Source organism: Acinetobacter sp. YH12126 (assembly GCF_013418745.1).
GTDB classification, from domain to species: Bacteria; Pseudomonadota; Gammaproteobacteria; order Pseudomonadales; family Moraxellaceae; genus Acinetobacter; species Acinetobacter amyesii.
Genome location: NZ_VPBM01000012.1, coordinates 101,224 through 126,766, shown reverse-complemented (window position 1 = coordinate 126,766; position 25,543 = coordinate 101,224). Strand labels below are relative to the sequence as shown.

Below are 25,543 nucleotides of genomic sequence, written 5' to 3'. Positions count from 1 at the left end.
AAGCTTATAGCAGTGTCACAGATGCGAAAAAGCAATTGAGTGCATATTTTGAGTTTTATAATCTGAAACGACCTCATTCGAGTCTAGACAAAATGACACCAAATGAGTTTTACTATGATCAGCTACCGCAACAAAACAAGGTGGCTTAACTAGAGCGGAATATCACTTATAAATACGCTTTTAGTTGTTCAAACAAGTGGAACCACCTCTTAAGTACATTTACATCTTGAATTGAGGTTTCAGGGACTGTAACTTTCACTACAAAATCTTCAACTTGACTACTTGAAGTGCCTTGATAAGTATAATACCCATCTGAATCTTTGCTTACTGATATACCATTTACCGAAACTTTGGTATCAACTAAAGCATCAAGAGCAGCAGATTTAAATTTCACACCATTTACATTCACATTTTCCTCTGCATCATTTAGAACTTCTGCATGTAAAGTAAATTGTAAAACTTTCTCTGGAGCGTCTGCTTCCGGAGCTACTACACCAAGTTGATCCTGTCCATTTTGATTTTTCTCACCTGTCTTAGCAATTTGAGTTCCATCCGTAAATAGTACACCTTCCAACATATTAATTTGGAAACCACTTACATTTTGGACACCCGTAATACTTAAGTTAAAACCATCAATATAGCTGGTTGTATCAGAGTTGTTTAAAATCATTGAATTGACAGGATATTTTTCACCTGAATACGCTTCATCAAATACAATCCAATCACTCGGAGTACCTTTTTGACCTCCAAAGTCTTTAGGGAAACTATTTGAGAAATTAAGCCAAGCTCTTTCTGAGTCAGAACTTTGTTAATTTTCTCCCAATTGATAATAATAATTTCAGAAACGTTAATTTCACTTTTCAAATTAGTAAAGATTCTTAGCGCATTGTTAATTTTATTGAAATCATTACCATACTGTGGATCATTGATAATAGCTTGCATCTGTGCAGCAATATCTACAATTTTCGCACCCGCAACAAGATCATCAGAAACATAATTACCTTGTGCATCTTTATAAATCGTACCTAGGTTTGGAACGTTAATCACTGAACTTGACGCACCACCAGTTCCACCTGATGTTGACCCTGATACCGAAATTTCACTTGTTAATGTTGCTTTTAACTCAATGAGTTCAGCATTGCCAGTTACAGGAGTTGTAACTTTACCATCAGTAACTTGAAGACTTATCGAAGGCAATACAGCACCTGAATTTAGCTGATCCGCACCTTTCTGAGTTAAAGTTACAGATTGATCAGCCACTGATAATTGATAGAAACCGTCGGCACTAACTGTCGAGCCATTAGCAAATGTCACAGTCAGACTATCATTATCTGCATCCGATGCAGCATAAGCAGCAATTTTTTGACCGGCAACAGCTACACCAACAGTGACTACTTCTGGTTCAATTTCAATTTCAGGTGCAGCGTTTGTTACAGAAGCAGGATACAAAATTACACCGAACTCTAGTTCTGAACTTGCAGTTGAACCATTCGATTTTTCAGTTGCAAGAGATTCAAGCTTCACATTCAACTTCAAAGAATTACCTGTAACAACCAAACTTGGTGGTGCAATCGCCACTAAGCTTGAACCTTCGATACTCATTCCATCAGCGACAAAACTTAAATTGCCATTTGTATCCGCAGTTCCAAGCAATACTCGAGTTCCGTTCTCTGTAATAGCATAAATTTTCATACCTTAATATCAGCATAAGATAGTGTTTGACCCGCGATGATTGGTGTTTTATTCCCAGCAGCATCTACGATTGTCAATACACCGTCTTTTGGCAGATTTGTTACCGTAATAACAAGCTGATCATTTGCTGTATTTGCATCTGAAATACCAAAATGCGCCCATGTTAATGTCACACTTTGATCTTCTGTCGTAACCACTTGGGTTGTTTCAACTTCAGGAGCGATATTGTCCACTGGGACAGTTTTATCTACTTCCTCACCCGGATTACCTGATTTATCTTCATAGCTTTCTGTTGGGACAGTTACTGTAATGTCACCATCAACACCCAGAGGAACTTCACCAGTCACCACATATGAGCCATCTGGTTGTTTCACAGCAGGTGTAAATGGTACTTCGATTGGACCATTTGGACCTTCAACAACAATTTTGTCTTTTTCAATCGTGTCAGGGTCCACATCATCCGGATAAATCACAGTGATCTTACCGTCTGGTGTAATCGTCACTTCTGCTACAAGCGGAACCATATTGATGTTTTCGTTGCATGTACCTGGTAGACCCAGGTTACCCGAAGTGTCTTCATATGAACCTTCTGGTACATTAACCGTAACTTTGCCTTCAACGTCCTCTGGCACTTTACCCGTTACCGTAATTGAACCGTCTGGTTGAGTCTCAGGTGTACCAAACTCAACCACAATGTCTTTGCCATTTGGATCTTTAACCGTAATTTGGTCAGGCGTAATTGTGGATGGATCGGTGTCATCAGGGTAAGTCTGTACGATGTCACCATTCGGTGTCACAGTCACTTCAACTTGTGGACGCTCAGTTGTCGCATGTTCAACTTTTCCTGGCGTAAATAAATATGCAAAACCAGATAATTTATTGTTTCAAAACAATATGATTGATGCATACAAAATACATGTTCAACGTGATGAAAAATTATGCGCAGATGATCAAGCTAAGAACCAAAAATGTGCAACTAAGCTCTATATAGATGACTTTAAAGCCGGTGATTTTTATATTAATAATTCTGCTGATTTTTATTTAAAAGAAGGTGAATACCAATTTAAGGTGAAAAATTGTACAAATCTTTGTGAAAATTATTCAGTTAGCTATTGTGTAAACGAAAATTCACTTTTGAATAACTTATTACTTACAGTTGATAATAATGGCAAACCTATTATATTAAATAATGATGGCACTACGATTAATAATTGCCCGATTAGAGAAAATGCTCTAAATAATGTGATAAAACCAATTGAACCGAGTTTAGATAATATAAATTTAGCTGCCGATTCTTTATTTAAATTTAATGGTGGCAAATTAACCGATTTACTTCCTGCTGGTAAATCAAGCTTGAATGAACTAGCAACTAAACTTAATTACCAATATGCACGTATTGATATGATTAAGCTTACCGGCCATACCGACCGTTTAGGCAGTGAAAAATATAATCAGCAACTTGCATTGCAACGTGCACTAACTGTCAAAAATTACTTAATGAACCAAGGGATTGCTGCTGATAAATTAAGTTTCGCTTCAGCAGGTGAAACTCAGCCTGTAACCAATGGTTGTTTTGATGTGCAAGATCGAAATGCCTTAAAAGCTTGCTTACAAGCAGACCGCCGTGTTGATGTGCAAATTCTTGGTATAAAAAAACCTTAAATAAGTATGCGTTCCTTAAGCTAACTAGTGTTTAAGGAACGCTTTATATAAAAAAGATAAAACCTATTTTTTCGGACTTTTAAGCTTGAACGCGTTAAAATGCCTTTGAGAATTTTGTGCTACTTTGAAATGAATCATGACTTTCAGCACCACCAGCCTTCGTAAACAACTCCGCAAGCAGCGTCGTAGCCTAAACCTATGGACCCAACGACAAGCTGAACAACAAGTCCTACAGCGTTTAGTCAGACTCAGTCATTTTCAGCGCAGTCAGCATATAGGCGTGTATTTACATGCATTCGGTGAAATTCACACTCAAAAGATCATCCACTACTGTTTTGCACATCAAAAACACGTGTATTTACCCATGATTTGCAACATGAATCAGCAACTGGTTTGGGTTGAAATCTCACGTCATCAATATATTAGTAAACGTTTTTCTCATCACCCGCTCGGTATGAAAGAACCGATGGCAAGCCGCGGGAAGCATGTTTCTCACCTTGACCTTTTAATAATGCCCTTGCTGGCTTGCGATAAGTACGGCACACGTATTGGTATGGGGGGTGGCTTCTACGATAAAACATTAGCAACAGCCCACTCTACCCCCTACCGTTTAGGACTTGGTTATGATTTTCAACTCATTCAAGACTCTTTGGTCCGAGAGGCATGGGATCAACCGCTAGATGGCTTTATTAGCCCATCTCAAACTTTAAGCTTCAAACGTTAATTTGATATTCTTGACACTGAGTTACACTTATAAATCACATATTTAGTCATTTTTTATACATTTTAATTGGCATGACCCTTGTAATTTAAAAAATACACATCACTATAAAAAACATGGCAACACCGTTGTCACTCATTAGGAGTGCCCATGTCTGAGATTATTATGAATGAAGAAAGCTTGGAAACTACAATTCCGAGCGTATTACCGCTCTTAGCGCTACGAGATGTGGTTGTATATCCTCACATGCAAATTGCACTGTTTGTGGGTCGTGAAAAGTCGATCAATGCAGTCAATGTCGCACGTGACAGTGACAATCTTGTATTCGTAGTTGCACAAAAAGATTCGCTAACAGAAGAAATTGATCACGACAATTTATATCAATACGGTACTGTCGCGAAGATTGTGCAAGTTGTGAATCATGAGAATGATGAAAACTGTATAAAAGTACTGATTGAAGGCTTATATCGTGCCAAGTTAGAAAAAATTATCGATGCCGATGATTACCTGACTGCCGAGCATTCATTAAGCCCAATGACGGTTTCTGTAGACTCAGAAACTCAGAATAACCGTGTGGAAGAATTACGCACCTTATTTGCTCAATATGCAGAAGCAAAATTGCGTAACGCACGTGAATTGATTGCAGCAGCCAATAAAATTGATGATTTGCTACAACTATTATTCTTTGTAGCAACACGCGTGCCTTTGAATATTGATGTAAAACAAAAATTCTTAGAGCATGATGAATTTGAAGCACATTTAGCTGAGCTGATGACGTATTTATTACAACAGTCAGAAGAACAGCAAATTGAGCAAACCTTACATGATTCTGTAAAACGCCAAATGGAAAAGAATCAGCGTGAATACTTCTTAAATGAAAAAATGAAGGTCATTCAACGCGAACTTTCTGACATGAATGGCGGTGGTGAGGATGACGTTGCAGAAATTGAAAAACGTCTAGCTGAAGCCGATTTACCTGAACATGTACGCAAGAAAGCTGAAAATGAGTTCCGTAAGCTAAAAGCAATGCAACCTGCTTCGAGCGAAGCTGCTGTCGTGCGTAACTATCTAGAAGTTATTTTAGATACGCCTTGGAACAAAGCTAGCAAAGTCAGCATTAACCTTGCGAAAGCTCAAGATATTCTTGATGCCGATCACTATGGTTTAGACGACGTGAAAGACCGCATTGTGGAATACCTTGCTGTTCAATCACGTGTAAAAAAACTTCGTGGCCCAATCCTGTGCTTAGTTGGTCCTCCAGGTGTAGGTAAAACTTCACTCGGTGAATCTGTTGCCAAAGCAACTGGTCGTGAATTTGTCCGTATGGCGCTTGGCGGCGTGCGTGATGAAGCTGAAATCCGTGGTCACCGTCGTACTTATATTGGTGCGATGCCAGGTAAAATTGTGCAATCTTTGTCTAAGGTTGGCGTAAAGAACCCTCTGTTCTTACTCGATGAAATTGACAAAATGGCGCAAGACTACCGTGGAGACCCTGCTTCAGCATTGCTTGAAGTCCTAGATCCATCACAAAACAGCAAGTTCAATGATCACTACTTAGATCTTGATCTAGACCTTTCTGAAGTGATGTTCATCTGTACTGCAAACAGCATGAATATTCCAGAAGCTTTGCTTGACCGTATGGAAGTGATTCGTCTACCGGGTTACACCGAAGATGAAAAAGTGAATATTGCTGAACGTTACCTTGTTCCAAAAGCCATCAAGAATAATGGCCTACGTGCAAAAGAATTAACCGTTCACGAAGAAGCTATTCGCGATATCGTACAACGTTATACACGTGAAGCCGGTGTTCGTAGCTTAGAACGCGAAGTGTCAAAAATTGCACGTAAAGTGGTAAAAGAAGCAGTGAGCAAGAAAGCGAAAAATCTTCAAATTGAAGTGGATTCGAAAAATCTTCCTAACTACTTAGGTCCACACAAATTCGACTTCGGTATGGCCGAAGAAGAAGCTGAAGTGGGTCGTGTAAATGGCTTGGCATGGACATCTGTTGGTGGTGAACTACTAACGATTGAAGTTGCGGCAGTAAAAGGTAAAGGCAAGTTCATTACCACCGGTTCTCTTGGCGATGTCATGAAAGAATCGATCACAGCAGCGATGACCGTTGTACGTACCCGTGCAGATGAACTGGGTATTGAAGCGATTCGCTTTGAAGAAACTGATGTACACGTGCATTTACCAGAAGGTGCAACACCGAAAGATGGCCCATCTGCTGGTCTAGCCCTGACCACTGCTCTGGTTTCAGCGTTTACAGGCATTGCGATTCGTCCAGATATTGCGATGACAGGTGAAACCAGTCTTGGTGGCCGTGCAATGCGCATTGGTGGTTTAAAAGAGAAACTTCTCGCTGCTCACCGTGGTGGCATCAAGCTTGTCTTTATCCCACAAGATAACGTTCGTGACTTGACTGAGATTCCAGATAATGTCAAAGAAGGTCTAGAAATTAAACCAGTGAAATCGATTGATGAGATTTTATCTCTAGCCTTGGTTGATATGCCTAAACCTCTTGCAAAGACACCGATTGTCAAAGCAACTGAAGGTGGCAAAGCTGCTCGTCACTAAGCGCTAGCAACTCGCAATAAAAGAAAAAAAGCCCTGTTTCGACAGGGCTTTTTTATATCCATTATTTCATACTGCATATTCGAAAAATTTCATTCAAATCCTTCGCTATGACAAGACTCAAGAAAACAGCTACAACTATGGATTGGATAACTATTTCAAATTCGACATCAAGATCAAGAATAGCCAATTAGAAAGTCTTACAAAATTTGAATGCTATTACTTGAAATATCGCCCTCTATCCCACATATATAGTAGAGAGATATACGCGCTGTATGTTTCTTTATTGGTTCCAATCACGTCTAAAAGCGTGATGATCATTGGAACAAGATGGTCATCTACATCTCCAGGTAGATGACCTTTTATCGCAGTCCACAGGCTTTCGGGGCTGCGTTTTTTATGTCATGTGTTTAAAGACATGCTATTTCAAATTTAAGATGGTTTTCACCAAACCATCGATCACTTGAGCCATTTTGTCTAAGTTTAATTTATCCAAGGTATCTTGCTCGGTGTGATAGTGCTTATTACGATAAAATGCCGTATCAGTGATCATCATCGCCGGCATATCAAATTGCCAATAATTCATATGGTCTGAAAAATCCACACCCTGAATAAATGAAGGTGAAATCAAGCGCTCACATTGTAGTTGCTTCAAAGACTCCATCGCCGCACAATACGATGAGGTTAAGTCCCGAGACTGAATATTCCCCACCGATGCAATAAAATTCGTATGAGATGGATAAATCCATTTCAGTCCAACTGGATAATCTTGAGTGACTTTGGGATCAAAATAACCAATCATTTCCAGAATATACACACCTGAAATTTTATCCTTTTCCTTTGCTACCGATTTTGCATGGATAAAACTGCCCATCGACTCTGTTCTAAAATATGGCGGTTCTTCGAGGGTATAAAATACAAACTCAATATTTTGTTTTAAACGCGCTTTTTCAGCCGAAAGAATCCGAGCAGCTTCGAGTACACCTGCAACGCCAGAAGCATTATCATCGGCGCCATGCTGCTCCTCAAATACATCGTAGTGCGCACCAACGATCACTCGGTTGCTATGCCCTGCATTTAAGGGACAGACCACATTACGGTATGGCTGGCTGTTTACGGTATAGGTTTGAAAACGACAATTCACACCAAATAAACGCATCTGCTCACGAATCCAAGCAGACACCCGGTTTAACTCTTGAATGTTCTTATAGTTACGATATTCAGCTTCATTACCAATAATTTGTTCTAAATAGACTTTTAAATTATCTGGTTCAGCCGTTCTAATATTGTTGGCATACGCCGCAAATGAACACAATGCAAAAATTGAAAGCATTGCTGCTTGCTTGAGCAAAAATAATTTACCGTCCTGCCATGTTTTTTTCATTGTTATTATTCCAATTTTCATCTTTGATCTAATCTGTTTATGCTGCGTATTTAAACAGCAAGCAGAACACGATTTCAATTGCAAATTGTGTCTAAACATACAAAGCGCAAGCGAACCGTTATAATGCTCTTTTGTATACTTTCAGGCGCTGTATGAAAATTCGTATTCTGACAATCGGTCAAAAAATGCCAGCATGGGTTCTGACGGGTTTTGAAGATTATTTCAAACGTATTCAGCCATTTGTTCAAACGCAGATCATTGAACTGCCTATGGCTAAACGTGGCAAGAACGACTCAGAAGCCGACATTTTAAAATACCGTCAAATTGAAGGTGACAGCATTTTAAATGCCATGAAATCGAATGAAGTGCTGATCGCCTTAGAAGTCGGTGGTCGAGAGTTCAGTACGGAAAAACTAGCTGAAACCATGAAAGGTTGGATGCTTGAAGGCAATGATGTGGTTTTAGCCATTGGTGGGCCAGATGGACATTCTGAAGCAGTACGTAAAGCTGCAGCATGGCATTGGTCTTTGTCTAAACTAACTTTGCCGCATCCAATGGTTCGTGTCATGCTCATCGAACAGCTATACCGTGCAATGAGTATTAATCATAATCACCCTTACCATCGTGCGGGTTAATCCGAACTGACATCCAGCGTATACAGCAATTACAGCGTTGCAACAATGAAACAAACCGTTGAAATTATCCGAATTGTTACGCTGAATAATTTAGTGCATGATCATCATATTCCTTTAAACAACCAGCGGCGACCGCGATGAATTTACAAACACTTCCAGGTTTATTTATTTCCCATGGCTCACCTATGCTTGCCATCAATCCTGAGCAAGTCGGTCATGCGTTGGAACGTTTAAGCCTGAATCTTCCAAAACCTGAAGCCATTGTTATCATGTCAGCACATTGGGAAAGTAACGCACTAGAAGTGAGTACCAGTGCCCGCCCTGAAACTTGGCATGACTTCCGTGGTTTCCCTGCGGAACTTTATGATATTCGTTATCCAGCACCGGGTAACCCAGCGCTTGCTGAAGAAATCCTTCATTTGCTTGCCAATGCAGGATTATCAGCACATGCCAACAGCACTCGTCCACGTGATCATGGCGTTTGGATGCCGTTGTTGCATATGTATCCTGATGCCGACATTCCTGTGATTGAAATATCACTGCCGATGACCATGTCTGCGCAAGAGATCTATAAAATTGGACAAACGCTCGCACCTTTACGTGACAAGCAAATTCTGTTGATTGGATCGGGCAGTATTACTCATAACTTACGTGAATTGGCTTGGGATGGTCGTGCCGCAGCCGTGCCTGAATGGGCGTCTACATTCCGTAATTTTGTGGTCAATAAGCTCACTCATCAAGATTTTGATGCAGTTCTCGATTGGCAAAATATCCCGTTTGTACAACGCAACCATCCGACCATTGAACATTTTGCACCCATCTTCTTTGCGATGGGTGCAGGCCCCCGCTTCTCTATTGTTCACAGTAGCTTTAGTATGGGTTCGCTGGGTATGGATATTTATCGTTTTGATTAAACGTGAATAAAACGAGATAGCTTGACTTATTCATAATTTATATTAATAAGTTAACAAATTATTATTTATGGATACATTTTGCTACTTATTTGAGCTGAATGTATTCATATTTTTTTAAAATGAATGGGTTATGCTACAGGCTGAAATTCACTTAGAACAGTTAGCGTAATGAAATTAAAATATTTAGCAATTGCCCTCTTCCCTTTAGCCCTTGCAGCATGTCAATCAAGCGATATCCAAAAAGCTGGAGATTTAGCCGTGAGCGTATTACAACAACAAAATGCTGATAAAACTTTAGCTTCATATCAATGGAGCACCTCCACTGAAAATGCACCAAAACCTTTGGTTTTAAATTTTCTAGAAAATGGCACTTTGGGTATTTCAACCAGCTGTAACAGCATGTCAACCCAATGGAAAGTGGAACACAATACACTTGTAACAGGTAACATTGCATCTACCATGATGGCGTGTCCTGATCATGCGATGAAACAAGAAGGACTTGCATCTTCACTCTTTAGTGACCGTAAAGCACCTTTTGTTTTAAATACCACAGATCCACAAAATCCAACGTTAACCATTATCTCTGCAACAGGTGAGAAACTGGTGTTCACTGGAAAATTAACACCTGAAACCCAATATAATTCACAAGGCGAAACGATTTTCCTTGAAGTCAGCCCTGAAACGAAACAATGTACAGGCGTTGCTCCACAAACTTGTTTGCAAGTACGTGAAGTGAAGTACGATGAAAAAGGCCTAAAAACACAAGTTGATAAAGACTGGACCTTATTTTACGATCAAATTGAAGGCTTTAAGCACACTCCTGCAGAACGCCAAATTATTCGCGTAAAACGTTTTGAACGTAAAAACCCTGCTGCTGACCAATCAAAATATGCCTATATTTTTGATATGTCAGTCGAACGTGAAGCCGTAAAAGGTATGTTGTAAGTTACAGCCGATAAAAAACCGAGGTCATCGCCTCGGTTTTTTTATATCTACACAACCGCAAACGCTGATTGGATATGCATAGTATTGAAATCACGATGTACTGTTCAGCCAACGCTTTAGCGATGTTAATCTAAAGCTCCTTCTTGCAAATTACTGAATTCATCCTGACGAATCGCAATCAACAGACAGATATTTTTAAGCATACAGCGAATTACCCATTGATGCGATTTTGAAGCAAAACAATTAACTCAAAAGACGTGGGTTCTCGTAGAAAATAAGGCTTTACCCGCCCAAATAACTCTCAAATTAACGATGGCAGTATGACATTCTTAGTGGCTGTAATTACATTGGCCACAATTATGATGTAGAAAAGCATACTTTGCGTTTTATAGGAGATGTAGGGAGTACTCTGAAGTTCTGCACACAGTTACATCAGCTAGGGCTTCATATTAAACGTTTGCTCGACCAACCCTTAAATTTTCACTTCAGTGTTATGGATAGCGAAATCCAACTTACCCTGATGAGCACTAATTAACAATCCAATATATTCCACACCATTCAGCCATAAAAAAACCGAGGCAGAAGCCTCGGTTTTCAGTTCAACTTATGGAGAACTTAGTAAACGCCTTGAGCAAGCATTGCGTCAGCAACTTTTACGAAGCCTGCAATGTTCGCACCGTTTACATAGTTCACAGTACCATCTTCTTCAGTACCGTATTTCACGCAGTTGCGGTGAATTTCTTTCATGATCGCGTGTAGACGCTCGTCAACTTCTTCGAAAGTCCAACCCAAACGAATTGCGTTTTGAGACATTTCAAGACCAGAAGTTGCAACACCACCTGCATTTGAAGCTTTACCTGGTGCATAAAGAATTTTCGCTTCAACGAATTTCTCAACTGCAGCCAAAGTAGATGGCATGTTTGCGCCTTCAGCAACACAGATTACGCCATTAGCAAGAAGAGCTTCAGCATCAGCTTCATCTAATTCATTTTGAGTTGCACATGGCAGCGCGATATCACATTTGATTGACCAAGGGCGTTGACCTTCTAAATATTCAAAACCGTGCTTAGATGCAAATTCAGAAATACGGCCACGCTTAACGTTTTTCAATTCCATTACTTCAGCAAGAAGTTCAGTTGTGAAACCGTCTTTTACGTATACAGTACCTGCTGAGTCTGAAAGTGAAACCACTTTCGCACCCAAGTACATTGCTTTTTCAGCAGCGTATTGTGCAACGTTACCAGAACCCGAAATCGTTACAACTTTATCTTTAAAGCTGTCGCCACGAGTTTTTAGCATTTCCTCAGCGAAATACACAGTACCGTAACCAGTTGCTTCAGGACGTGCAAGTGAACCACCGAAAGTTAAACCTTTACCAGTGAACACACATGCTGTGTCGTTGCTTAATTTTTTCATCATACCAGCCATGTAGCCAACTTCACGGCCACCTACCCCGATGTCACCCGCAGGGATGTCAGTGTTAGAACCAAGATGACGGTATAATTCGATCATTAATGCTTGGCAGAAACGCATGATTTCGCCTTCAGATTTACCTTTAGGGTCAAAATCTGAACCACCTTTACCACCACCCATAGGAAGTGTAGTTAAGGCATTTTTGAAAGTTTGTTCAAAACCTAAGAATTTAAGAATTGAAAGGTTCACTGATGGGTGGAAACGCATACCACCTTTGAATGGACCAATTGCTGAGTTGTATTGAACACGGAAAGCACGGTTAACTTGAGTTTGACCTTTGTCATCTACCCATGAAACACGGAACTGAATTGCACGCTCAGGCTCAACAAGACGTTCTAGCAAACCGTAGTCAGCATATTGTGGGTTCTTTTCGATGAATGGCCAAAGGCTCGTCATCACTTCTTCAACAGCTTGAAGAAATTCAGGTTGATGTTCATCACGTGTTTTAACGTAGTCTAGGAAGTCGTTAAGGCTGTTATATTTCAACACTTAATCCTCAGCAGATGTATGGATCAAAATTGATCACAATTTTGATCAAAGATATATTTTGGCGCAAAATATTAAATATCTTTTGTAACTAATCAGCAATAGTTTTTTTAAAAAATCTTTAAATTCTTTAAAGAACAGCGATTTAAATTGATTACTCAGATATTTTAGTTATAAATATTATTACTTTTAGGAATATTTTAATGAATTATTTTGCTCATTTATGATGCATCTATAGACCCATTTTTGCGCACAGCAATTCATACTGAAACATGCTAGAATTCAACGTCCTCTTTGGTTTTTCACTGCCTTCATTTGTACTCGCGACTACCCATGACTTCTGAAATTTCCCTCATCCAACAAATTGATGCCCTATTGCCACAAACTCAATGTGGACTTTGTGGACACCGAGACGGCTGCTTACCCTATGCCAAAGCCATCAGTGAAGGAGAAGAAGCCAATAAATGTATACCCGGTGGTCAACCTGTGGCAGATTCACTAGCAGCGTTATTAAATCGTCCACACTTAACAGCAGAAGCCAGCGTTTGGCCAATCCAAAGTGATGGACGCCCGCAACGGGTTAAAGCTGTAATTCGTGAGGATGAATGTATTGGTTGTACCAAATGTATTAGTGCCTGCCCTGTTGATGCCATTATTGGCTCAGGCAAATTGATGCATACCGTCTTGACGGATTTATGTACGGGCTGCGAACTCTGCATTCCACCTTGTCCCGTGGATTGTATCGACCTTGTTGAAGAGCTTGATCAAGTGCCATCTGAAGCCGTTCGAATCGCAGAACAGAATGATTTACGTCGCCGCTACTATGCACATATTCAACGTGAGGAAAAGCGCCGAATTCATCGTAAAGGCCCTGTTGTACGCGCAGAAATTGATACGGAACTTTTTGCCCAATTTTCGCCCCAGACAGACTCAGTACCGGTCATTGAAGTCGTGGAAAAACCTGCTACGCCAGTCGTTCAACTCGATGCAAAAAACACCATTGAACTTGCTAAAATTCGAACACAAATCAAAAAGTTAGAAAAACAACTGAGTGTTCGAGACGATGCAAAAAAACGTGAGTTACTCCATACGCTCACGCAACAATTAACACAACTGCAAGGGGCTTAATCATGGCGGTTAAAAACATGACTAAGAAGCAAATTCAAACTTTTTTTGAACGCTTACGTGAGCAACGCCCCAACCCGAAAACTGAACTCAATTATAGTAGTCCATTTGAACTTTTAGTGGCTGTTACCCTATCTGCTCAGGCCACAGATGTCAGTGTCAACAAAGCCACAGATAAACTTTTTCCAGTAGCAAATACTCCTGAAACTATTTATGCGTTAGGTGTTGACGGACTGAAGGAATATATCAAGACCATTGGCCTGTATAACTCAAAAGCGGAAAATGTCATTAAAGCCTGCAAGATGCTCATTGAGAAGCACAACAGCATCGTTCCGAATAATCGTGCAGATTTGGAAGCCTTACCTGGCGTCGGTCGTAAAACTGCAAATGTGGTGCTGAATACTGCTTTTGGACAACCGACCATGGCCGTTGATACGCATATTTTTCGTTTAGGTAATCGTACAGGATTGGCTGTCGGCAAAAATGTTTTGGAAGTCGAACACCGACTCGTCAAAGTCATCCCCAAAGAGTTTATTGTTGATTCACATCATTGGCTGATTTTACATGGACGCTATTGCTGCATTGCCCGCAAACCCAAATGTGATGAATGTATCGTGTCTGATGTATGTAATTGGCCTGACCGTTTTGACTTTGGCGCATTAAGACCGATTAAAACCACCCAAATTGAGGATTAATCTCTTCAATTTGGGAGTTGATGAAATTTGTAAGAATTAATTTATCGAGTCGATGCTTAATTTTTATCTTGTTTTTTGTGTTTTTTATTAAGCTCTTGCTGCAGCTTTGGATGTAAGCGATATTGCTTCGGGTTCAGTTTAGCTTGCTCTACTTCTTCCACTTGAACCTTACGCAACATTTTAAAGCTGACAAATAATAAGCCCAATAACACCGCCACAGCGATGATGACCATTATAACCAAAGCAAATTTCATAACAGATTCGCCCTAAAAGCCACATAAAAAAAGAGCCCCACTATGCAGTAGGACTCTTTGATTGTCAAAAATTCAAAAAAGTTGAATTATTTAGACTGATCTAAAATCGCGAACAAATCAGTTTGAACTTGATCGATTGGACGAAGACCATTTAATTTGTCATAAGTCGGTGCGTTTTCGCCAGAAGCTGCACGACCTTGGTAGAAACCAACCAATTGCTCAGTTTCAGCGTGGTAAGAACCTAAACGCTTACGAATTGTTGCTTCTTGGTCATCCGGACGTTGAACAAGATCTTCACCAGTTTCGTCATCTTTACCTTCCACTTTTGGTGGGTTGTAAACGGTGTGATATACACGACCAGATGCAGGGTGTTGACGACGACCAGATAAACGTTGAACGATTTCTTCGTCAGGTACATCGATTTCAATTACGTGATCGATGCTGATACCTTCGTTTTCAAGCGCTTCAGCTTGTGGAATCGTACGTGGGAAACCGTCGAAAATGCAGCCGTTGACACAGTCAGGTTGAGCAATGCGTTCTTTTACAAGACCAATAATAAGCTCATCAGATACAAGGCCGCCATTGTCCATGACGCTTTTAGCTTGTAGACCTAATTCAGTACCTTCACGAATCGCAGCACGGAGCATATCACCGGTTGAAATTTGTGGGATATCGTAGCGCTTACAGATCAACTGAGCTTGTGTCCCTTTACCTGCTCCAGGTGGTCCGAGTAATATAATGCGCATAAAAAAACATCCTCATTTTAAACATTGTATATGACGCTATGTAGTGATCTAAACCCAAGATTCAGATCATCTTCCAGCATCTAATTATAAGAAAGCCACAAACAAATGTATTGTACCCGCGATAAAACCGGTTACACCACCCAAGACAATTAAAATCCATTCGTCTTCCTGAAATGCAGGACGTAATAGATTTTGAAATTCTTTCGGTGTTAGCTCACGAATACGGTCTCTAAACATTTGAAAGATTTTCTGTGCACGGCTCGCATTAAACGCAGGGTCGCATACAGGCACCATCGTAATTTCAATTGAGCGATCGATCAAGTCTGTCTTGAGTTTTGCGTACTCTTTTGGACCTAAAGACAACTGTAATGAGGTACGAACCAGTGGAGATTCCATAATTTCATTAATATGACGTTTCACAATGCGACGGGTCTTATCTTTCTTCCCGCCATACATCATTTCGGTCATGATAGATTTTAACGTAATTAGGTCTTCTGTGACTACACTTGCGAATACATCTGAAACTTCTTCTTGGCGTTTCATAAACGCGCCTTGAACATTGTACGTTCCAATACGTGGAATCACAGGTTTAATCCAAGGGAATTTACGATCTTTAGTTAATTCAAACAATTGTAAATACTTAACGGGGTGCGGCTCAATGGGATTAAATACCATCCAGATGGCAATCCAGTTGGTCAAAAAGCCCCAGATTGCTGCCCAAAATGGAACCGTCCAATGCCAAGGCACCACAAACCAAACGATCATCTGGAAGATACCAAAGAACATCCCAATCAAGGCACTGATATGCCAAATAAAGTTGATTTCTTTTTGGCCAACTTTAAGGAACATACGCACCATCAAGAGACGATCTGCTTCCATTTGACTCACCACCATTTCACGCATATCAACAAGTGACTCTACGTTCATGGTCAGTTCGGTCACGAGTTCTTTTAAGGTATTTGGCAGCTGTTTGTGTGCTTGGGCATAAATACGACGTTTAATCGAATACGGTAGGTTTTCCCAAAGCACCGCATTTCGGTCTAGCATGACTTCATCAATCAAATGTTCAAGCTCAAAGCCAACTTGTTCACCAATGATGCGCGCCATGTCCTCAGGATCCATTGCATCCAAAAACTCACGCAAGGAACCCAATTTAGACAATGTATTATCCGTAATAATGCCAGAAATACGTCCAGCTTTTCTTGGCACAATCCCCTGCCATCCCACGGGTAATGGACCTAAATGGAATCCCCAGAAAGTAATCGGGTAAAACACCATTTTCAGTGCCATCCAAACGTGTGCCCAGGTAACGAATGCGGTAACGGGGATAATACTCAGCACAGCCCAAAAATCGGGACGTTGCAAAAAGGTTTGCCACAATTCGTTAACGTACTCAAGCATGCATAACTTCCATATTTAATTTTATTCAGTGAGTGCGGTTATAAAATAAAGTTGATTATTTTCACTACAAACCAAAACTTAAAGTATATGAGATTTGTAGTCTCGGTTCGGTTTCCACAATCACATTACCTGATTTGTCTTCTAATTTTTCACCCGCACCCAAGCCTACACTAAACGTACTAATACGCTCGGCACTCAACATCACATAAGCAAGATCGATACCACCACCTAAACGCGCTTCATCTTCACCATCTACTTTCTTGGAGTCGATGTGGCCCGCATAAGCTCCGATATAATAACCATTTTTATCTTTGCCAGTGAAATGAACGGGGTAACGAAAGCCGACTTGCCCACCAGGTGTTTTATCATCGTTCAAGAAAACACCAGCTTTTGCATAGGCAATGCCATATGGGTTTACCCACTCACCATTCACGTGAATAATTTTTTGAGTAAAACCTGCTCCAACATTCCATGGTTGATAACCCTTACCTGTTAACTTTGCCTCAGGTAAAAATGAATTGTCATTGGCATGTGCGATGCTTCCGAGCATCATAAATGCAAGCAATGTATATAATTTATTCATTGTTTTCACAAACTTCCTTAGTATTATTTTTTGGAATATTCCTTTTTTATACGTTTCGACTTTAGCAGAATAATATGAACTGTTATACACAAAGCACCATATTTTTCATGTCTGCAAAGTCAAAATATAGACTGCAATCACAGCAGAGTCTTTTTTATTTATCAAAAAAATGTCAGTTGCGCTAGAATATGCCTCTTCCGTTATTTTAGCTCTCAGTCTTTAAGTCGATCGCGTATGAAGCAGCATTATCCTTTAAAAAATGTCCAGCAAGAAAAGCGGATTTATCGTAATCGCGTGGTGATTTCGATAGGGATTGTCTCCTTCTTTATGCTGTTGCTTGTGGCACGATATGCATATTTGCAAATCAAAAGTTATGAGACCTTTTCGACTGCTGCCGATCAAAACCGAATTCGATTGCAACCGCTTGCACCTTCTCGTGGTTATATCTATGACCGTAATGGTGTGTTATTAGCGGATAATTATCCGGTTTTCTCAGCGACCATGAGTCGTGCGGATGTTGAAGACATTGATGATACGGTAGAGCGCCTAACGCCTCTGTTAGAACTGACTGATGAAGACATCGAACGTTTCAAAAGTCGGATTAAAACCTCTAAAAAGACTGAACGCGTTTCGATTAAACTGAATTTAAATGAAAATGATATCGCCCGTTTTAGTGAGGTGAAATATCAATTCCCGGGTGTCAATATAGAGACCCAAATGACTCGCTACTATCCACATGGTGAACTGTTTGCCCATGTGATTGGCTACGTAGGTCGTATTAATGACAAAGAACTAAAAACGATTGATAAAGATTTATACGCTGGCTCAAACCTGATCGGTAAAATTGGCGTTGAAAAATCATACGAAGAACTTTTACATGGTATGCCGGGAAATGAGTCGGTTGAAGCCGATGCCTTTGGTAATGTGTTACGACATCTAGGTCGCAAAGATCCGATTCGTGGTAATGACTTATATTTATCCCTAGATTATGGACTGCAAATGGTCGCTTCAGAGCAGCTTGCAGATCGACGTGGTGCAATTGTGGCGATTGACCCACGTACTGGGGAAATTCTTGCTCTTGTGTCCAGTCCTAGTTTTAACCCCAATTTATTTGTTACCGGGATTAGCAGCAAAGATTATTCTGAACTACGTGATAGCCTCGATCAGCCATTATATAACCGTGCTGTGCAAGGGGCTTATCCACCGGGTTCAACGATTAAGCCAATGTTTGGTCTAGGTGGTATTCATTATGGTCTAGTGGATTGGAGTACAGCCATTTCCGATCCGGGCTATTTCACGCTTCCGGGTGACAGCCATCGTTTCCGTGACCACAAAAAAACTGGTCATGGCTCAGTTAATTTACACAAAGCTCAAGTCATTTCCTGCGATACCTATTTCTATGTCTTGTCCTATCGTATGGGCATTGAAAAAATGAATACTTGGATGCGTCAGTTTGGCTTTGGTGAAAAAACCGGTGTAGATTTACCAAGTGAAAGTACGGGGCTATATCCAAATCCTGAATGGAAGCTCCGCACACGGAAGTCCAACTGGCTTAAAGGTGAAACCATTTCTGTCAGTATTGGTCAAGGTGCATTTACAGCAACACCATTACAACTGGCGATGGCGACTGCTATTACCGCCAATCAAGGCTCTCATGTTACACCTCACGTTTTGCGTGAAAGTAAAGGCGCTAAAGTCCACAAAGTACATAACGCCCCGAATGGTCGCATTCAATTTAATGGTAAGCCAGATGATTGGATCAAAATGCGTGATGCCATGATTGATGTGGTTCAAACAGGGACCGGTCGTGGTATTCGTACCCCAATGTATCAAATCGCAGGTAAAACAGGCACCGCACAGGTTAAAAGTATTGCCCAAGGTAAACGCTATAACGAATCTTTATTGACAGAACGTCAGCTTGACCATGGTTTATTTGTTGGTTTTGCCCCTGCGGAAAAACCTGAAATTGCGATTGCCGTCGTTTGGGAAAATGGTCGTCACGGTGGTTCTGCTGCTCAAATTGCTAAACCAATGTTTGACTACTGGTTATTAACACGTAAAAAGAATCCAATTCGTCCTGCAGGCCATCAAATTAGCGGTGGTCTCATGACTGCGGGTCTAAAACCGAGTGAGTTACCAAGCGGCTCTAATATTTTATCAGCCGATCCAAATGCGAGCCCAACAGCTCAGCAGAACAACAGTGCAACTCAACAACCGAATAGTGCAAATACAACACCTCGTGCTGCCAGTGCAGCACATGCAACCGATGAGGAATAATTCATGAAAAATCAATTAAGAATCATTGGGGGTGAATGGAAACGCCGTCAACTGCCTTTTGCCAGTATTGATGGTTTACGCCCTACACCTGACCGTGTGCGCGAGACATTATTTAACTGGCTCATGTGGGATGTTCAAAATGCCAAAGTTCTCGACCTGTGTACAGGTTCAGGTGCTTTGTCGTTTGAAGCACTCTCACGTGGTGCAGCAGAAGCCGTTTTAATTGAACCTGATCGCACCCAAGCGAAGTTTCTCATGGACAATTTAGAACTCTTAAGGGTGAGTAAACAACGTGTGCAACTCAAAAACATGACGGCACAACAAGCCATTCCTAATTTGAAAGATCAATTTGATCTGATTTTCTTAGATCCACCGTATAGTCTTGATTTATGGCAAGAACTTGCTGAATTGGTCGATCCCTGCATTGCAGACAATGGTTTAATTTATATCGAAGCTGACCGTGATCTTGCTCAATTAAAACTCCCGAGCACTTGGCAGCAAATCAAACAAACCAAAGCTGGGACGGTGCGTGCAGGCTTATATAAAAAGGCTTAATGTAAATGCACACAAAAAAGGACGTCAATGCATCCTTTTTTATTACTTGAAAATCGTTAAACCTGTGGTCGAAGTGGACGCTGGCTGTTAAATCCACCCGGGGTTTTAGCTTTATCCACGGGCGTCACTTTTGGACGTTGTTGCTGTGGTTTTTGCTTCTGAGGTTTACTTGTATTGGGTTTAGCCGAAGTCTGAGGCTTTGAGCTTGGACGCTGCACATTTGACGGATGCTGAGATGAAGGATTCTGTACATTCGGTTTATGCGCATTTGGTTTATATATATCGTCTGGACGGCTATTCGAATTCGGTCGTGGTGAGTTTGGTCGATGTTGCGGGCTATTCATTCGACCATATGAACGGTCATAACGCTGACTTGAGTCATAGCTCTGTCCGTATGAACCACCATATTGACCTGAATAACCATATTGATTTGCATAACCGTATCGATTCGATTGGTATCGGCCATCATCAAATGGCGCCACGACACACCCTGTACATGTAATTGCAACCACAGATAGCAAAGCAACTTGTTTAAGCATGTGTAGCACTCGTCTTTGATGAAGAGCATTTTCAATTATCGAAATGAATTTAATCGGAAGTCTGTGTACATCTGCTGTATTTAAACATTCATGGTTTGAGGTCCAATTTTTCCACATTTGCTCAGACAGCCACATTTATAACGAAAAATTAACTACAATAGCGCCACGTATTTCAAAGCTGTAATTTAATGACTTGGCTGATTTTTATTCTTGGTGCCATCTTTGCGGGATTCGTACAAGGATTAACAGGGTTTGCATTCGCCCTTATCGCAATGTCATTTTGGGTTTGGATACTCCCCCCTCAAATAGCCGCACCCTTGGTGGTCTGCGCTTCAGTTTATAGCCACTTCATTTCATTATCATCAGAACGTAAAAGCATTCCGATCAATAAAAAAATCATTTATCCCTATTTAATTGCAGGAATTTTAGGTGTACCGCTCGGTACCTATTTATTAGACAGCATTAATCCAGATACATTTAAATTGGTTTTGGGCGCTTTTTTAATGTTTTGGTGCCCAATTTTATTTTTTAATCCGAAATTTTCATTCATCCAAAAATCAGGGAAATGGGCGGATTCTAGTATTGGATATATTGCTGGAATCTTGGGTGGTCTTGGAGGCTTTTGTGGTGCATTACCCTCTGCATGGCTCATGCTGAAAAATACACCCAAAGCAGAACAACGCTATATTTTGCGACATTTCAATTTAGCCATTCAGCTCGTCACACTCATTAGCTATCTGTTACAAGGGATCATCCATCGTGAACATCTGCCCTATTTAGCCGTGCTTTTGGTGATTATGGCTTTTCCAGTGATTTTTGGTGCCAAACTTTTTTATCGCATTTCAGAACGCCAATTTAAACATATTGTATTAGGTCTTCTATTCTCTTCAGGCTGCTTCTTGGTGACGATGAGTATCTTAACCTGATGACTCCAAACCTAAAGATATTTGTCCAAATTGTTCTAACAAAAAGCCTTTTCAGTTAGACATTCACATCTTGTAACAATGACACAGTTCACATTTAAATAAAAATTAGCCAAATGGTAAAAAAGTGATTAATTTTTTTGTCGAAAATTAATAGAATATTGCACCTCATAATTTTGCTTAAAATAAAACCATGAAAAAGTTCATCCTGCTTGCAGGTGTGACTCTGCTTAGCGGCTGTATGTTTGGCACGTCCAGCGAAATTAAAAAAGCTGAAAAACTACTCTCCCATTTTCAATGCAATAATATTGAAAGTTCACATATGACTCATAGCTCGATTACAACTTTCCATGAAGAAAAACTAGCATCAAGCAAACAAAAAGTCGTGTCTTATATCGATAGCTATAAGCAAGGCGAAAAGTTATTTCGTATCCCGCTCATCGATGTGGTTGACCAGCAATACATTATTTATAAGGCGGCATGTCAAAATCTGGGCGGTATCCATCCCGATTTTCATAATTAAATTCAATATAAAAGTCTAAACAAAATCATCTAAACGTAAAAAAGGACAGCCGATGCTGTCCTTTTTTATTGGATTGTTAGATTAGTAATAGCGTGTATCGACACTGAATTTTTCAGGAAATTTGGCATGTATTTGCGCGTAAAAATCCATGATTTCCGCCATATCTTTTTCATAATCGCCTGTAGGATAAACAATTTTACCCACACCCGTTTTTTTCTGCGCATAGTCCATATAGGCTAAAGCAATCGGCACACCTGCTTGCATAGCAACATGATAAAAACCGGTTTTCCACTTCTCTTGTTTGGCGCGTGTTCCTTCAGGCGTCACTAACATGACTAATTTCGGATGATGCTTAAATAAGTCAGCCATGAGCTCAACCATACTTTGACGTGCTTCACCATCTTGTTTTGGACGACGATTAATACCAATTCCACCCATAGCACGTACAAAAGGCCCAAACGGAAATTTCATATAACTGTCTTTAATCGTGATACGAACATTTACCCCTAAAGCTTTCAGGGCAAGGCGTGCATAAAGTGCATCCCAATTACTGGTATGTGGCGCTGCAATCATGACACATTGGTCAATATTTAAATCCCAATGGTTATCAATTTGCCACCCCATTAAGTTCAGACTTTTTTCCGCTGTTTTTTCAAACACAATTTGCACCGACAGTTTTTTCTATGCCGCAGAGTTTAACAACGCAAAATAATTATAAAAGCCTATATTGTTCAGTTATTCACCAATTAATATATAAATGTCCTTCAGCGTTCACTTTTAGGTAAATCACCAATATTTCACTATTTACGAATTTTTAAAAATCAAATGTCTGTTTTGATGTATTAACCAAACACACAATTGTTAACAACAATAGGCTATTTTTCTTGAGCAATAAAAGCCACGCTTAGCATTATATTGGGTACGTACGGCGTATAAATCTCATGAAAAAACTAATCCTCGCTCTCTGTATGGTCAGTGCAACCCTAACGGCATGTTCAAAGACCAGCAATGAATCTGAAACTGCGACACCACCAGATAATAATGTCATTGCCAATACGGACGCTGCCTCAGAAAGTCCGATTGCTACAGGTGATAACACCGAAAATGCACTTGATTGGGCAGGTGAGTATAAAGGGATTCTACCTTGCCATGATTGCAAAGGAATTGAAACCGAACTTGAACTTAAACTTGATAAGAGCTATGAACTCAGCCAAGAGTTTTTAGGTAAAGCTGCAAACACTGAAAATAAAGTGAAAGGCAGTTTTAAGTTTTTGCCAGATCAACCTGGGATGATTCAACTTGATGCCGAGGGCGACAATCGGATTTACTTTGTAGGTGAAAACTTTATTGAGCTTCGTGGTGATAAAGGTGAAAAATTGGAAATGCCTGAATTTAATTTCCAGCTCACCAAAAAGCTTGATTAGCGTTTTATCTAACATTGGTAGTCATAGTTAGTCATAAAAAATCCCCGCAAAAGCGGGGATTTTTTGTTTAATCCAAATGTATCAACGGGTTAATTATTTTCCGCCAAATACATAAGAAAGACCTACACGACCACCAACTTCGCTACCGCCAGCGAAACCAAGAGCAGCACTTAGAGAAGTACGGCCATCAGCAAATACGCTTGCAACACCTAAAGCACCAGCAGACTCACCTTCATAGTGACCTACACCACCAAATACTGCGAATTGACCAGCACCGATGTTAGGAATTTGTTGTTGAGCAGCTAATGCAATTGCCACACCACGGTAAGCAGTTTTTTCTACGTCATCAACACGTGAATTTAATTGATCAACACGAGAATTTAAGTTAGCAGCAGTAGTATTGAACTGAGTTAGACGAGCGTCAACTTCAACAATTTTAGTGTCTACTTCAGCAACTTTAGCATCGATAGCTTCTGTTGCTCCTGCTACAGCAGTATCAACTGAAGTTTTAATACCATCTACAATACTAACACCGCCAATTTGATAGTCAGCAGCATTGATCACGCCAGTAGTTGTAATGCCACCAGCAGTAATTGTAGTTTTCTCAACTGTTGTTTTTCCATCAGCAGTTACAGTTTTGCTAACTTCTGTACCATACTTGTTAGATTGGTCTTCATTCGTACCAATTACACCAGTTGAAACTTGTTGTTTAGTTTCGCTAGTTGTTGTACCAGTGAAAGTTTTATTAATATCAGTAGTTGCTGCACCTGGAGTTGTAATACCCGCTTTTACTTGGTCTTGTTGTACAACTGAAACTGATTCACTATAAGTTACATTTTTGTTTGTTACAGTATTATGTACTTTAGAAACATCATAAATACCAGAGTTAAATTCAGCTGTACCTGTTTTAAGATGTGTACCCAAATCTGGTGTAGTACCTTTCCATTCAACTAAATCTTGACCATTACCAATAATTTCATAGTATTTTGAAGCTAATTCACGACCAGCATCGTTATTATACACTTCAAGAATACGTTTACCCTCAACTGAGTATTCACGTGTTTTTTGAACACCTTGTGTATCTGCTTTTTTCAATACTGAGCTAGCTACGCTACCATCAGTTTGTAAAGTGCCTTTGTTTGAAAGGTCAGCAAGCGCTATACCATTACCAGTCATCATTACAACATTATTGTTATCACGCGCACTTACACCGTAGATATTTTTAGATGGATCAATAGCTGGACCTGCACCAGTATTCGCCAAAATACCTTGCTGAACATAACGAACTTCACTAGAAGCGGTTTGTTTCGCGCCTAAATCACCATATAAATATTCATTTGTACCTGTGCCATCTGGAGCAACAACGTCACCTTCAATAGAACCAGCGTTTACACTAGTACCGCCTTGGTAACCATACAATACATGTTCACCATTCACTTGACGATTTTCAAAACCAGTTACATTTGTAGAACCAGTTTGACCCGCAATTTGTCCACCTTTTTGTAAGGTATTTGGATCAATTTCAGATGTACCAGTATACTCAGTCAATTTACCTGTAGCATCTGCCACGTAGTTACCTGGAATTTTTGAACCGTCCTTCGTGTTTTCAAAGCGATAAACTGTAGTACCATCTTCAGTTTTATATTTGAATACGTCATATTTTACAGCATCGCCAGGCTTAGAAGTACCAGTAACAGTACCCGAACCTAAGTCAATACGTTTATTATTTGCATCGAAATCAATTGTCGGCAACCAATCAATATCTTGATCAATTACAGCTGATTGAGTCGCATGATAACCATGTACAGGTGCATTCACATAACCATTTGCATAAATTGGATTGGTATTAATTAAGCCTTCTGTTACTTGTACAGGATTTGCCTGTTGAGCATTTGCTGCTCCTGCTACTACTGCCAAGCTTGCTGCTAGAAGTGATTTCTGAAATTTCATACAAATTCCTTCAATTTTTATAAAAAGACTGGTAGACCCTAGGATGATGTTTACCAGCGAAA

The 25,543-nt window shown here is 40.2% G+C and carries 26 protein-coding genes; 14 read left to right on the top strand and 12 right to left on the bottom strand.

Annotation, left to right across the window (positions count from 1 at the left end):
• On the top strand, window positions 1-149 hold a 149-nt coding region (locus FTU62_RS10620), incomplete at its 5' end, for an integrase core domain-containing protein (protein ID WP_079745370.1).
• Between the two features lie 17 nt (window positions 150-166).
• Here the strand turns inward: FTU62_RS10620 and FTU62_RS10615 are convergent.
• From FTU62_RS10615 to FTU62_RS10605, 3 genes are read right to left on the bottom strand one after another with little or no spacing between them, the layout of a single operon-like run.
• On the bottom strand, window positions 167-670 hold the full coding sequence (locus FTU62_RS10615; RefSeq protein WP_180102628.1) for a hypothetical protein: 504 nt from the start codon (window positions 668-670) through the stop codon (window positions 167-169).
• On the bottom strand, window positions 667-1,692 hold the full coding sequence (locus FTU62_RS10610) for a hypothetical protein (RefSeq protein WP_180102627.1): 1,026 nt from the start codon (window positions 1,690-1,692) through the stop codon (window positions 667-669). Before FTU62_RS10610 ends, FTU62_RS10615 begins: the two co-directional genes overlap by 4 nt.
• Window positions 1,689-2,489 carry a cadherin-like domain-containing protein gene (locus FTU62_RS10605; protein ID WP_180102626.1) on the bottom strand — a complete coding sequence of 267 codons (801 nt, stop codon included), beginning with the start codon at window positions 2,487-2,489 and terminating at the stop codon, window positions 1,689-1,691. Before FTU62_RS10605 ends, FTU62_RS10610 begins: the two co-directional genes overlap by 4 nt.
• On the opposite strand from FTU62_RS10605, the gene FTU62_RS10600 reads away from it, so the two are divergent.
• The 3 genes from FTU62_RS10600 (at window position 2,470) to lon (ending at window position 6,652) form a co-directional block, all read left to right on the top strand.
• Window positions 2,470-3,354: an OmpA family protein gene (locus tag FTU62_RS10600; protein WP_257223173.1), complete on the top strand. Its 885-nt coding sequence runs from the start codon at window positions 2,470-2,472 to the stop codon at window positions 3,352-3,354. The two genes, FTU62_RS10605 and FTU62_RS10600, sit on opposite strands and share 20 nt — an antisense overlap.
• 136 nt (window positions 3,355-3,490) lie before the next feature.
• Window positions 3,491-4,078, top strand: coding sequence for a 5-formyltetrahydrofolate cyclo-ligase (locus tag FTU62_RS10595; RefSeq protein ID WP_180102625.1), 588 nt, complete (start codon window positions 3,491-3,493; stop codon window positions 4,076-4,078).
• Between the two features lie 147 nt (window positions 4,079-4,225).
• The gene (gene lon / locus FTU62_RS10590) at window positions 4,226-6,652 is read left to right on the top strand and encodes an endopeptidase La (RefSeq protein ID WP_180102624.1); all 2,427 of its coding nucleotides are present in this window, start codon (window positions 4,226-4,228) and stop codon (window positions 6,650-6,652) included.
• Window positions 6,653-7,070: 418 nt separating this feature from the next.
• Here the strand turns inward: lon and FTU62_RS10585 are convergent, their stop codons facing one another.
• A complete protein-coding gene (locus FTU62_RS10585; protein ID WP_180102623.1) occupies window positions 7,071-8,033 on the bottom strand; it encodes a M20/M25/M40 family metallo-hydrolase in 963 nt (320 codons plus the stop codon).
• Between the two features lie 152 nt (window positions 8,034-8,185).
• On the opposite strand from FTU62_RS10585, the gene rlmH reads away from it, so the two are divergent.
• From rlmH to FTU62_RS10570, 3 genes are all read left to right on the top strand, one after another.
• The gene (gene rlmH, locus FTU62_RS10580; protein ID WP_078189858.1) at window positions 8,186-8,668 is read left to right on the top strand and encodes a 23S rRNA (pseudouridine(1915)-N(3))-methyltransferase RlmH; all 483 of its coding nucleotides are present in this window, start codon (window positions 8,186-8,188) and stop codon (window positions 8,666-8,668) included.
• 137 nt (window positions 8,669-8,805) lie between these two features.
• The gene (locus tag FTU62_RS10575; RefSeq protein WP_180102622.1) at window positions 8,806-9,582 is read left to right on the top strand and encodes a dioxygenase; all 777 of its coding nucleotides are present in this window, start codon (window positions 8,806-8,808) and stop codon (window positions 9,580-9,582) included.
• A 168-nt stretch (window positions 9,583-9,750) separates the two neighbouring features.
• Window positions 9,751-10,527, top strand: a complete 777-nt coding sequence (locus tag FTU62_RS10570; RefSeq protein WP_180102621.1) for an META and DUF4377 domain-containing protein — start codon at window positions 9,751-9,753, stop codon at window positions 10,525-10,527.
• 615 nt (window positions 10,528-11,142) lie between these two features.
• Here FTU62_RS10570 and gdhA read toward each other — a convergent pair.
• Window positions 11,143-12,489 carry an NADP-specific glutamate dehydrogenase gene (gdhA, locus tag FTU62_RS10560; protein WP_227591817.1) on the bottom strand — a complete coding sequence of 449 codons (1,347 nt, stop codon included), beginning with the start codon at window positions 12,487-12,489 and terminating at the stop codon, window positions 11,143-11,145.
• A gap of 330 nt (window positions 12,490-12,819) precedes the next feature.
• On the opposite strand from gdhA, the gene FTU62_RS10555 reads away from it, so the two are divergent.
• Together FTU62_RS10555 and nth are read left to right on the top strand one after the other, a co-directional pair.
• Complete coding sequence (locus FTU62_RS10555) at window positions 12,820-13,614, top strand: RnfABCDGE type electron transport complex subunit B (RefSeq protein WP_180102620.1); 795 nt, start codon at window positions 12,820-12,822, stop codon at window positions 13,612-13,614.
• Window positions 13,615-13,616: 2 nt separating this feature from the next.
• Window positions 13,617-14,306, top strand: a complete 690-nt coding sequence (nth, locus tag FTU62_RS10550; RefSeq protein WP_111885665.1) for an endonuclease III — start codon at window positions 13,617-13,619, stop codon at window positions 14,304-14,306.
• 56 nt (window positions 14,307-14,362) lie between these two features.
• Here the strand turns inward: nth and FTU62_RS10545 are convergent, their stop codons facing one another.
• The 4 genes from FTU62_RS10545 to FTU62_RS10530 form a co-directional block, all read right to left on the bottom strand.
• The gene (locus FTU62_RS10545) at window positions 14,363-14,560 is read right to left on the bottom strand and encodes a hypothetical protein (RefSeq protein ID WP_111885664.1); all 198 of its coding nucleotides are present in this window, start codon (window positions 14,558-14,560) and stop codon (window positions 14,363-14,365) included.
• Window positions 14,561-14,646: 86 nt separating this feature from the next.
• On the bottom strand, window positions 14,647-15,306 hold the full coding sequence (gene adk / locus FTU62_RS10540; protein ID WP_078189866.1) for an adenylate kinase: 660 nt from the start codon (window positions 15,304-15,306) through the stop codon (window positions 14,647-14,649).
• Between the two features lie 84 nt (window positions 15,307-15,390).
• Window positions 15,391-16,707: a hypothetical protein gene (locus FTU62_RS10535; RefSeq protein WP_168378316.1), complete on the bottom strand. Its 1,317-nt coding sequence runs from the start codon at window positions 16,705-16,707 to the stop codon at window positions 15,391-15,393.
• 64 nt (window positions 16,708-16,771) lie between these two features.
• Window positions 16,772-17,290, bottom strand: a complete 519-nt coding sequence (locus FTU62_RS10530) for a hypothetical protein (protein WP_180085108.1) — start codon at window positions 17,288-17,290, stop codon at window positions 16,772-16,774.
• 234 nt (window positions 17,291-17,524) lie between these two features.
• Between FTU62_RS10530 and mrdA the strand changes: the two genes are divergently transcribed.
• Together mrdA and rsmD are read left to right on the top strand one after the other, a co-directional pair.
• Complete coding sequence (gene mrdA / locus FTU62_RS10525; protein ID WP_180011847.1) at window positions 17,525-19,567, top strand: penicillin-binding protein 2; 2,043 nt, start codon at window positions 17,525-17,527, stop codon at window positions 19,565-19,567.
• Between the two features lie 3 nt (window positions 19,568-19,570).
• Window positions 19,571-20,122: a 16S rRNA (guanine(966)-N(2))-methyltransferase RsmD gene (rsmD, locus tag FTU62_RS10520; RefSeq protein WP_078189870.1), complete on the top strand. Its 552-nt coding sequence runs from the start codon at window positions 19,571-19,573 to the stop codon at window positions 20,120-20,122.
• Between the two features lie 56 nt (window positions 20,123-20,178).
• On the opposite strand, the gene FTU62_RS10515 is transcribed toward rsmD, so the two are convergent.
• A complete protein-coding gene (locus FTU62_RS10515; RefSeq protein WP_180102619.1) occupies window positions 20,179-20,661 on the bottom strand; it encodes a hypothetical protein in 483 nt (160 codons plus the stop codon).
• A 188-nt stretch (window positions 20,662-20,849) separates the two neighbouring features.
• Between FTU62_RS10515 and FTU62_RS10510 the strand changes: the two genes are divergently transcribed.
• Both FTU62_RS10510 and FTU62_RS10505 read left to right on the top strand, forming a co-directional pair.
• A complete protein-coding gene (locus FTU62_RS10510; RefSeq protein WP_180055799.1) occupies window positions 20,850-21,587 on the top strand; it encodes a sulfite exporter TauE/SafE family protein in 738 nt (245 codons plus the stop codon).
• Between the two features lie 190 nt (window positions 21,588-21,777).
• Complete coding sequence (locus FTU62_RS10505) at window positions 21,778-22,107, top strand: hypothetical protein (protein WP_180102618.1); 330 nt, start codon at window positions 21,778-21,780, stop codon at window positions 22,105-22,107.
• A gap of 81 nt (window positions 22,108-22,188) precedes the next feature.
• On the opposite strand, the gene FTU62_RS10500 is transcribed toward FTU62_RS10505, so the two are convergent.
• Window positions 22,189-22,767, bottom strand: coding sequence for a 1-acyl-sn-glycerol-3-phosphate acyltransferase (locus FTU62_RS10500; protein ID WP_171263760.1), 579 nt, complete (start codon window positions 22,765-22,767; stop codon window positions 22,189-22,191).
• Between the two features lie 281 nt (window positions 22,768-23,048).
• On the opposite strand from FTU62_RS10500, the gene FTU62_RS10495 reads away from it, so the two are divergent.
• Window positions 23,049-23,531, top strand: a complete 483-nt coding sequence (locus FTU62_RS10495) for a copper resistance protein NlpE (RefSeq protein ID WP_180102617.1) — start codon at window positions 23,049-23,051, stop codon at window positions 23,529-23,531.
• A gap of 93 nt (window positions 23,532-23,624) precedes the next feature.
• On the opposite strand, the gene FTU62_RS17425 is transcribed toward FTU62_RS10495, so the two are convergent.
• Entirely contained in the window at window positions 23,625-25,481 is a 1,857-nt protein-coding gene (locus FTU62_RS17425; protein WP_257223171.1) for a YadA C-terminal domain-containing protein, read from the bottom strand.
• Window positions 25,482-25,543 lie beyond the last annotated feature (62 nt).

Bases quoted from the DNA above. Each gene is read 5' to 3' on its own strand.
- FTU62_RS17425 (WP_257223171.1), bottom strand. From the start codon at position 25,481: ATGAAATTTCAGAAATCACTTCTAGCAGCAAGCTTGGCAGTAGTAGCA.
- lon (WP_180102624.1), top strand. From the start codon at position 4,226: ATGTCTGAGATTATTATGAATGAAGAAAGCTTGGAAACTACAATTCCG.
- FTU62_RS10575 (WP_180102622.1), top strand. From the start codon at position 8,806: ATGAATTTACAAACACTTCCAGGTTTATTTATTTCCCATGGCTCACCT.
- FTU62_RS10530 (WP_180085108.1), bottom strand. From the start codon at position 17,290: ATGAATAAATTATATACATTGCTTGCATTTATGATGCTCGGAAGCATC.
- FTU62_RS10505 (WP_180102618.1), top strand. From the start codon at position 21,778: ATGAAAAAGTTCATCCTGCTTGCAGGTGTGACTCTGCTTAGCGGCTGT.
- rlmH (WP_078189858.1), top strand. From the start codon at position 8,186: ATGAAAATTCGTATTCTGACAATCGGTCAAAAAATGCCAGCATGGGTT.
- FTU62_RS10615 (WP_180102628.1), bottom strand. From the start codon at position 670: ATGATTTTAAACAACTCTGATACAACCAGCTATATTGATGGTTTTAAC.
- FTU62_RS10595 (WP_180102625.1), top strand. From the start codon at position 3,491: ATGACTTTCAGCACCACCAGCCTTCGTAAACAACTCCGCAAGCAGCGT.
- FTU62_RS10610 (WP_180102627.1), bottom strand. From the start codon at position 1,692: ATGAAAATTTATGCTATTACAGAGAACGGAACTCGAGTATTGCTTGGA.
- rsmD (WP_078189870.1), top strand. From the start codon at position 19,571: ATGAAAAATCAATTAAGAATCATTGGGGGTGAATGGAAACGCCGTCAA.
- FTU62_RS10535 (WP_168378316.1), bottom strand. From the start codon at position 16,707: ATGCTTGAGTACGTTAACGAATTGTGGCAAACCTTTTTGCAACGTCCC.
- adk (WP_078189866.1), bottom strand. From the start codon at position 15,306: ATGCGCATTATATTACTCGGACCACCTGGAGCAGGTAAAGGGACACAA.
- FTU62_RS10585 (WP_180102623.1), bottom strand. From the start codon at position 8,033: ATGAAAAAAACATGGCAGGACGGTAAATTATTTTTGCTCAAGCAAGCA.
- FTU62_RS10545 (WP_111885664.1), bottom strand. From the start codon at position 14,560: ATGAAATTTGCTTTGGTTATAATGGTCATCATCGCTGTGGCGGTGTTA.
- FTU62_RS10510 (WP_180055799.1), top strand. From the start codon at position 20,850: ATGACTTGGCTGATTTTTATTCTTGGTGCCATCTTTGCGGGATTCGTA.
- FTU62_RS10495 (WP_180102617.1), top strand. From the start codon at position 23,049: ATGAAAAAACTAATCCTCGCTCTCTGTATGGTCAGTGCAACCCTAACG.
- FTU62_RS10515 (WP_180102619.1), bottom strand. From the start codon at position 20,661: ATGCTTAAACAAGTTGCTTTGCTATCTGTGGTTGCAATTACATGTACA.
- FTU62_RS10570 (WP_180102621.1), top strand. From the start codon at position 9,751: ATGAAATTAAAATATTTAGCAATTGCCCTCTTCCCTTTAGCCCTTGCA.
- FTU62_RS10600 (WP_257223173.1), top strand. From the start codon at position 2,470: ATGTCACCATTCGGTGTCACAGTCACTTCAACTTGTGGACGCTCAGTT.
- FTU62_RS10555 (WP_180102620.1), top strand. From the start codon at position 12,820: ATGACTTCTGAAATTTCCCTCATCCAACAAATTGATGCCCTATTGCCA.
- nth (WP_111885665.1), top strand. From the start codon at position 13,617: ATGGCGGTTAAAAACATGACTAAGAAGCAAATTCAAACTTTTTTTGAA.
- mrdA (WP_180011847.1), top strand. From the start codon at position 17,525: ATGAAGCAGCATTATCCTTTAAAAAATGTCCAGCAAGAAAAGCGGATT.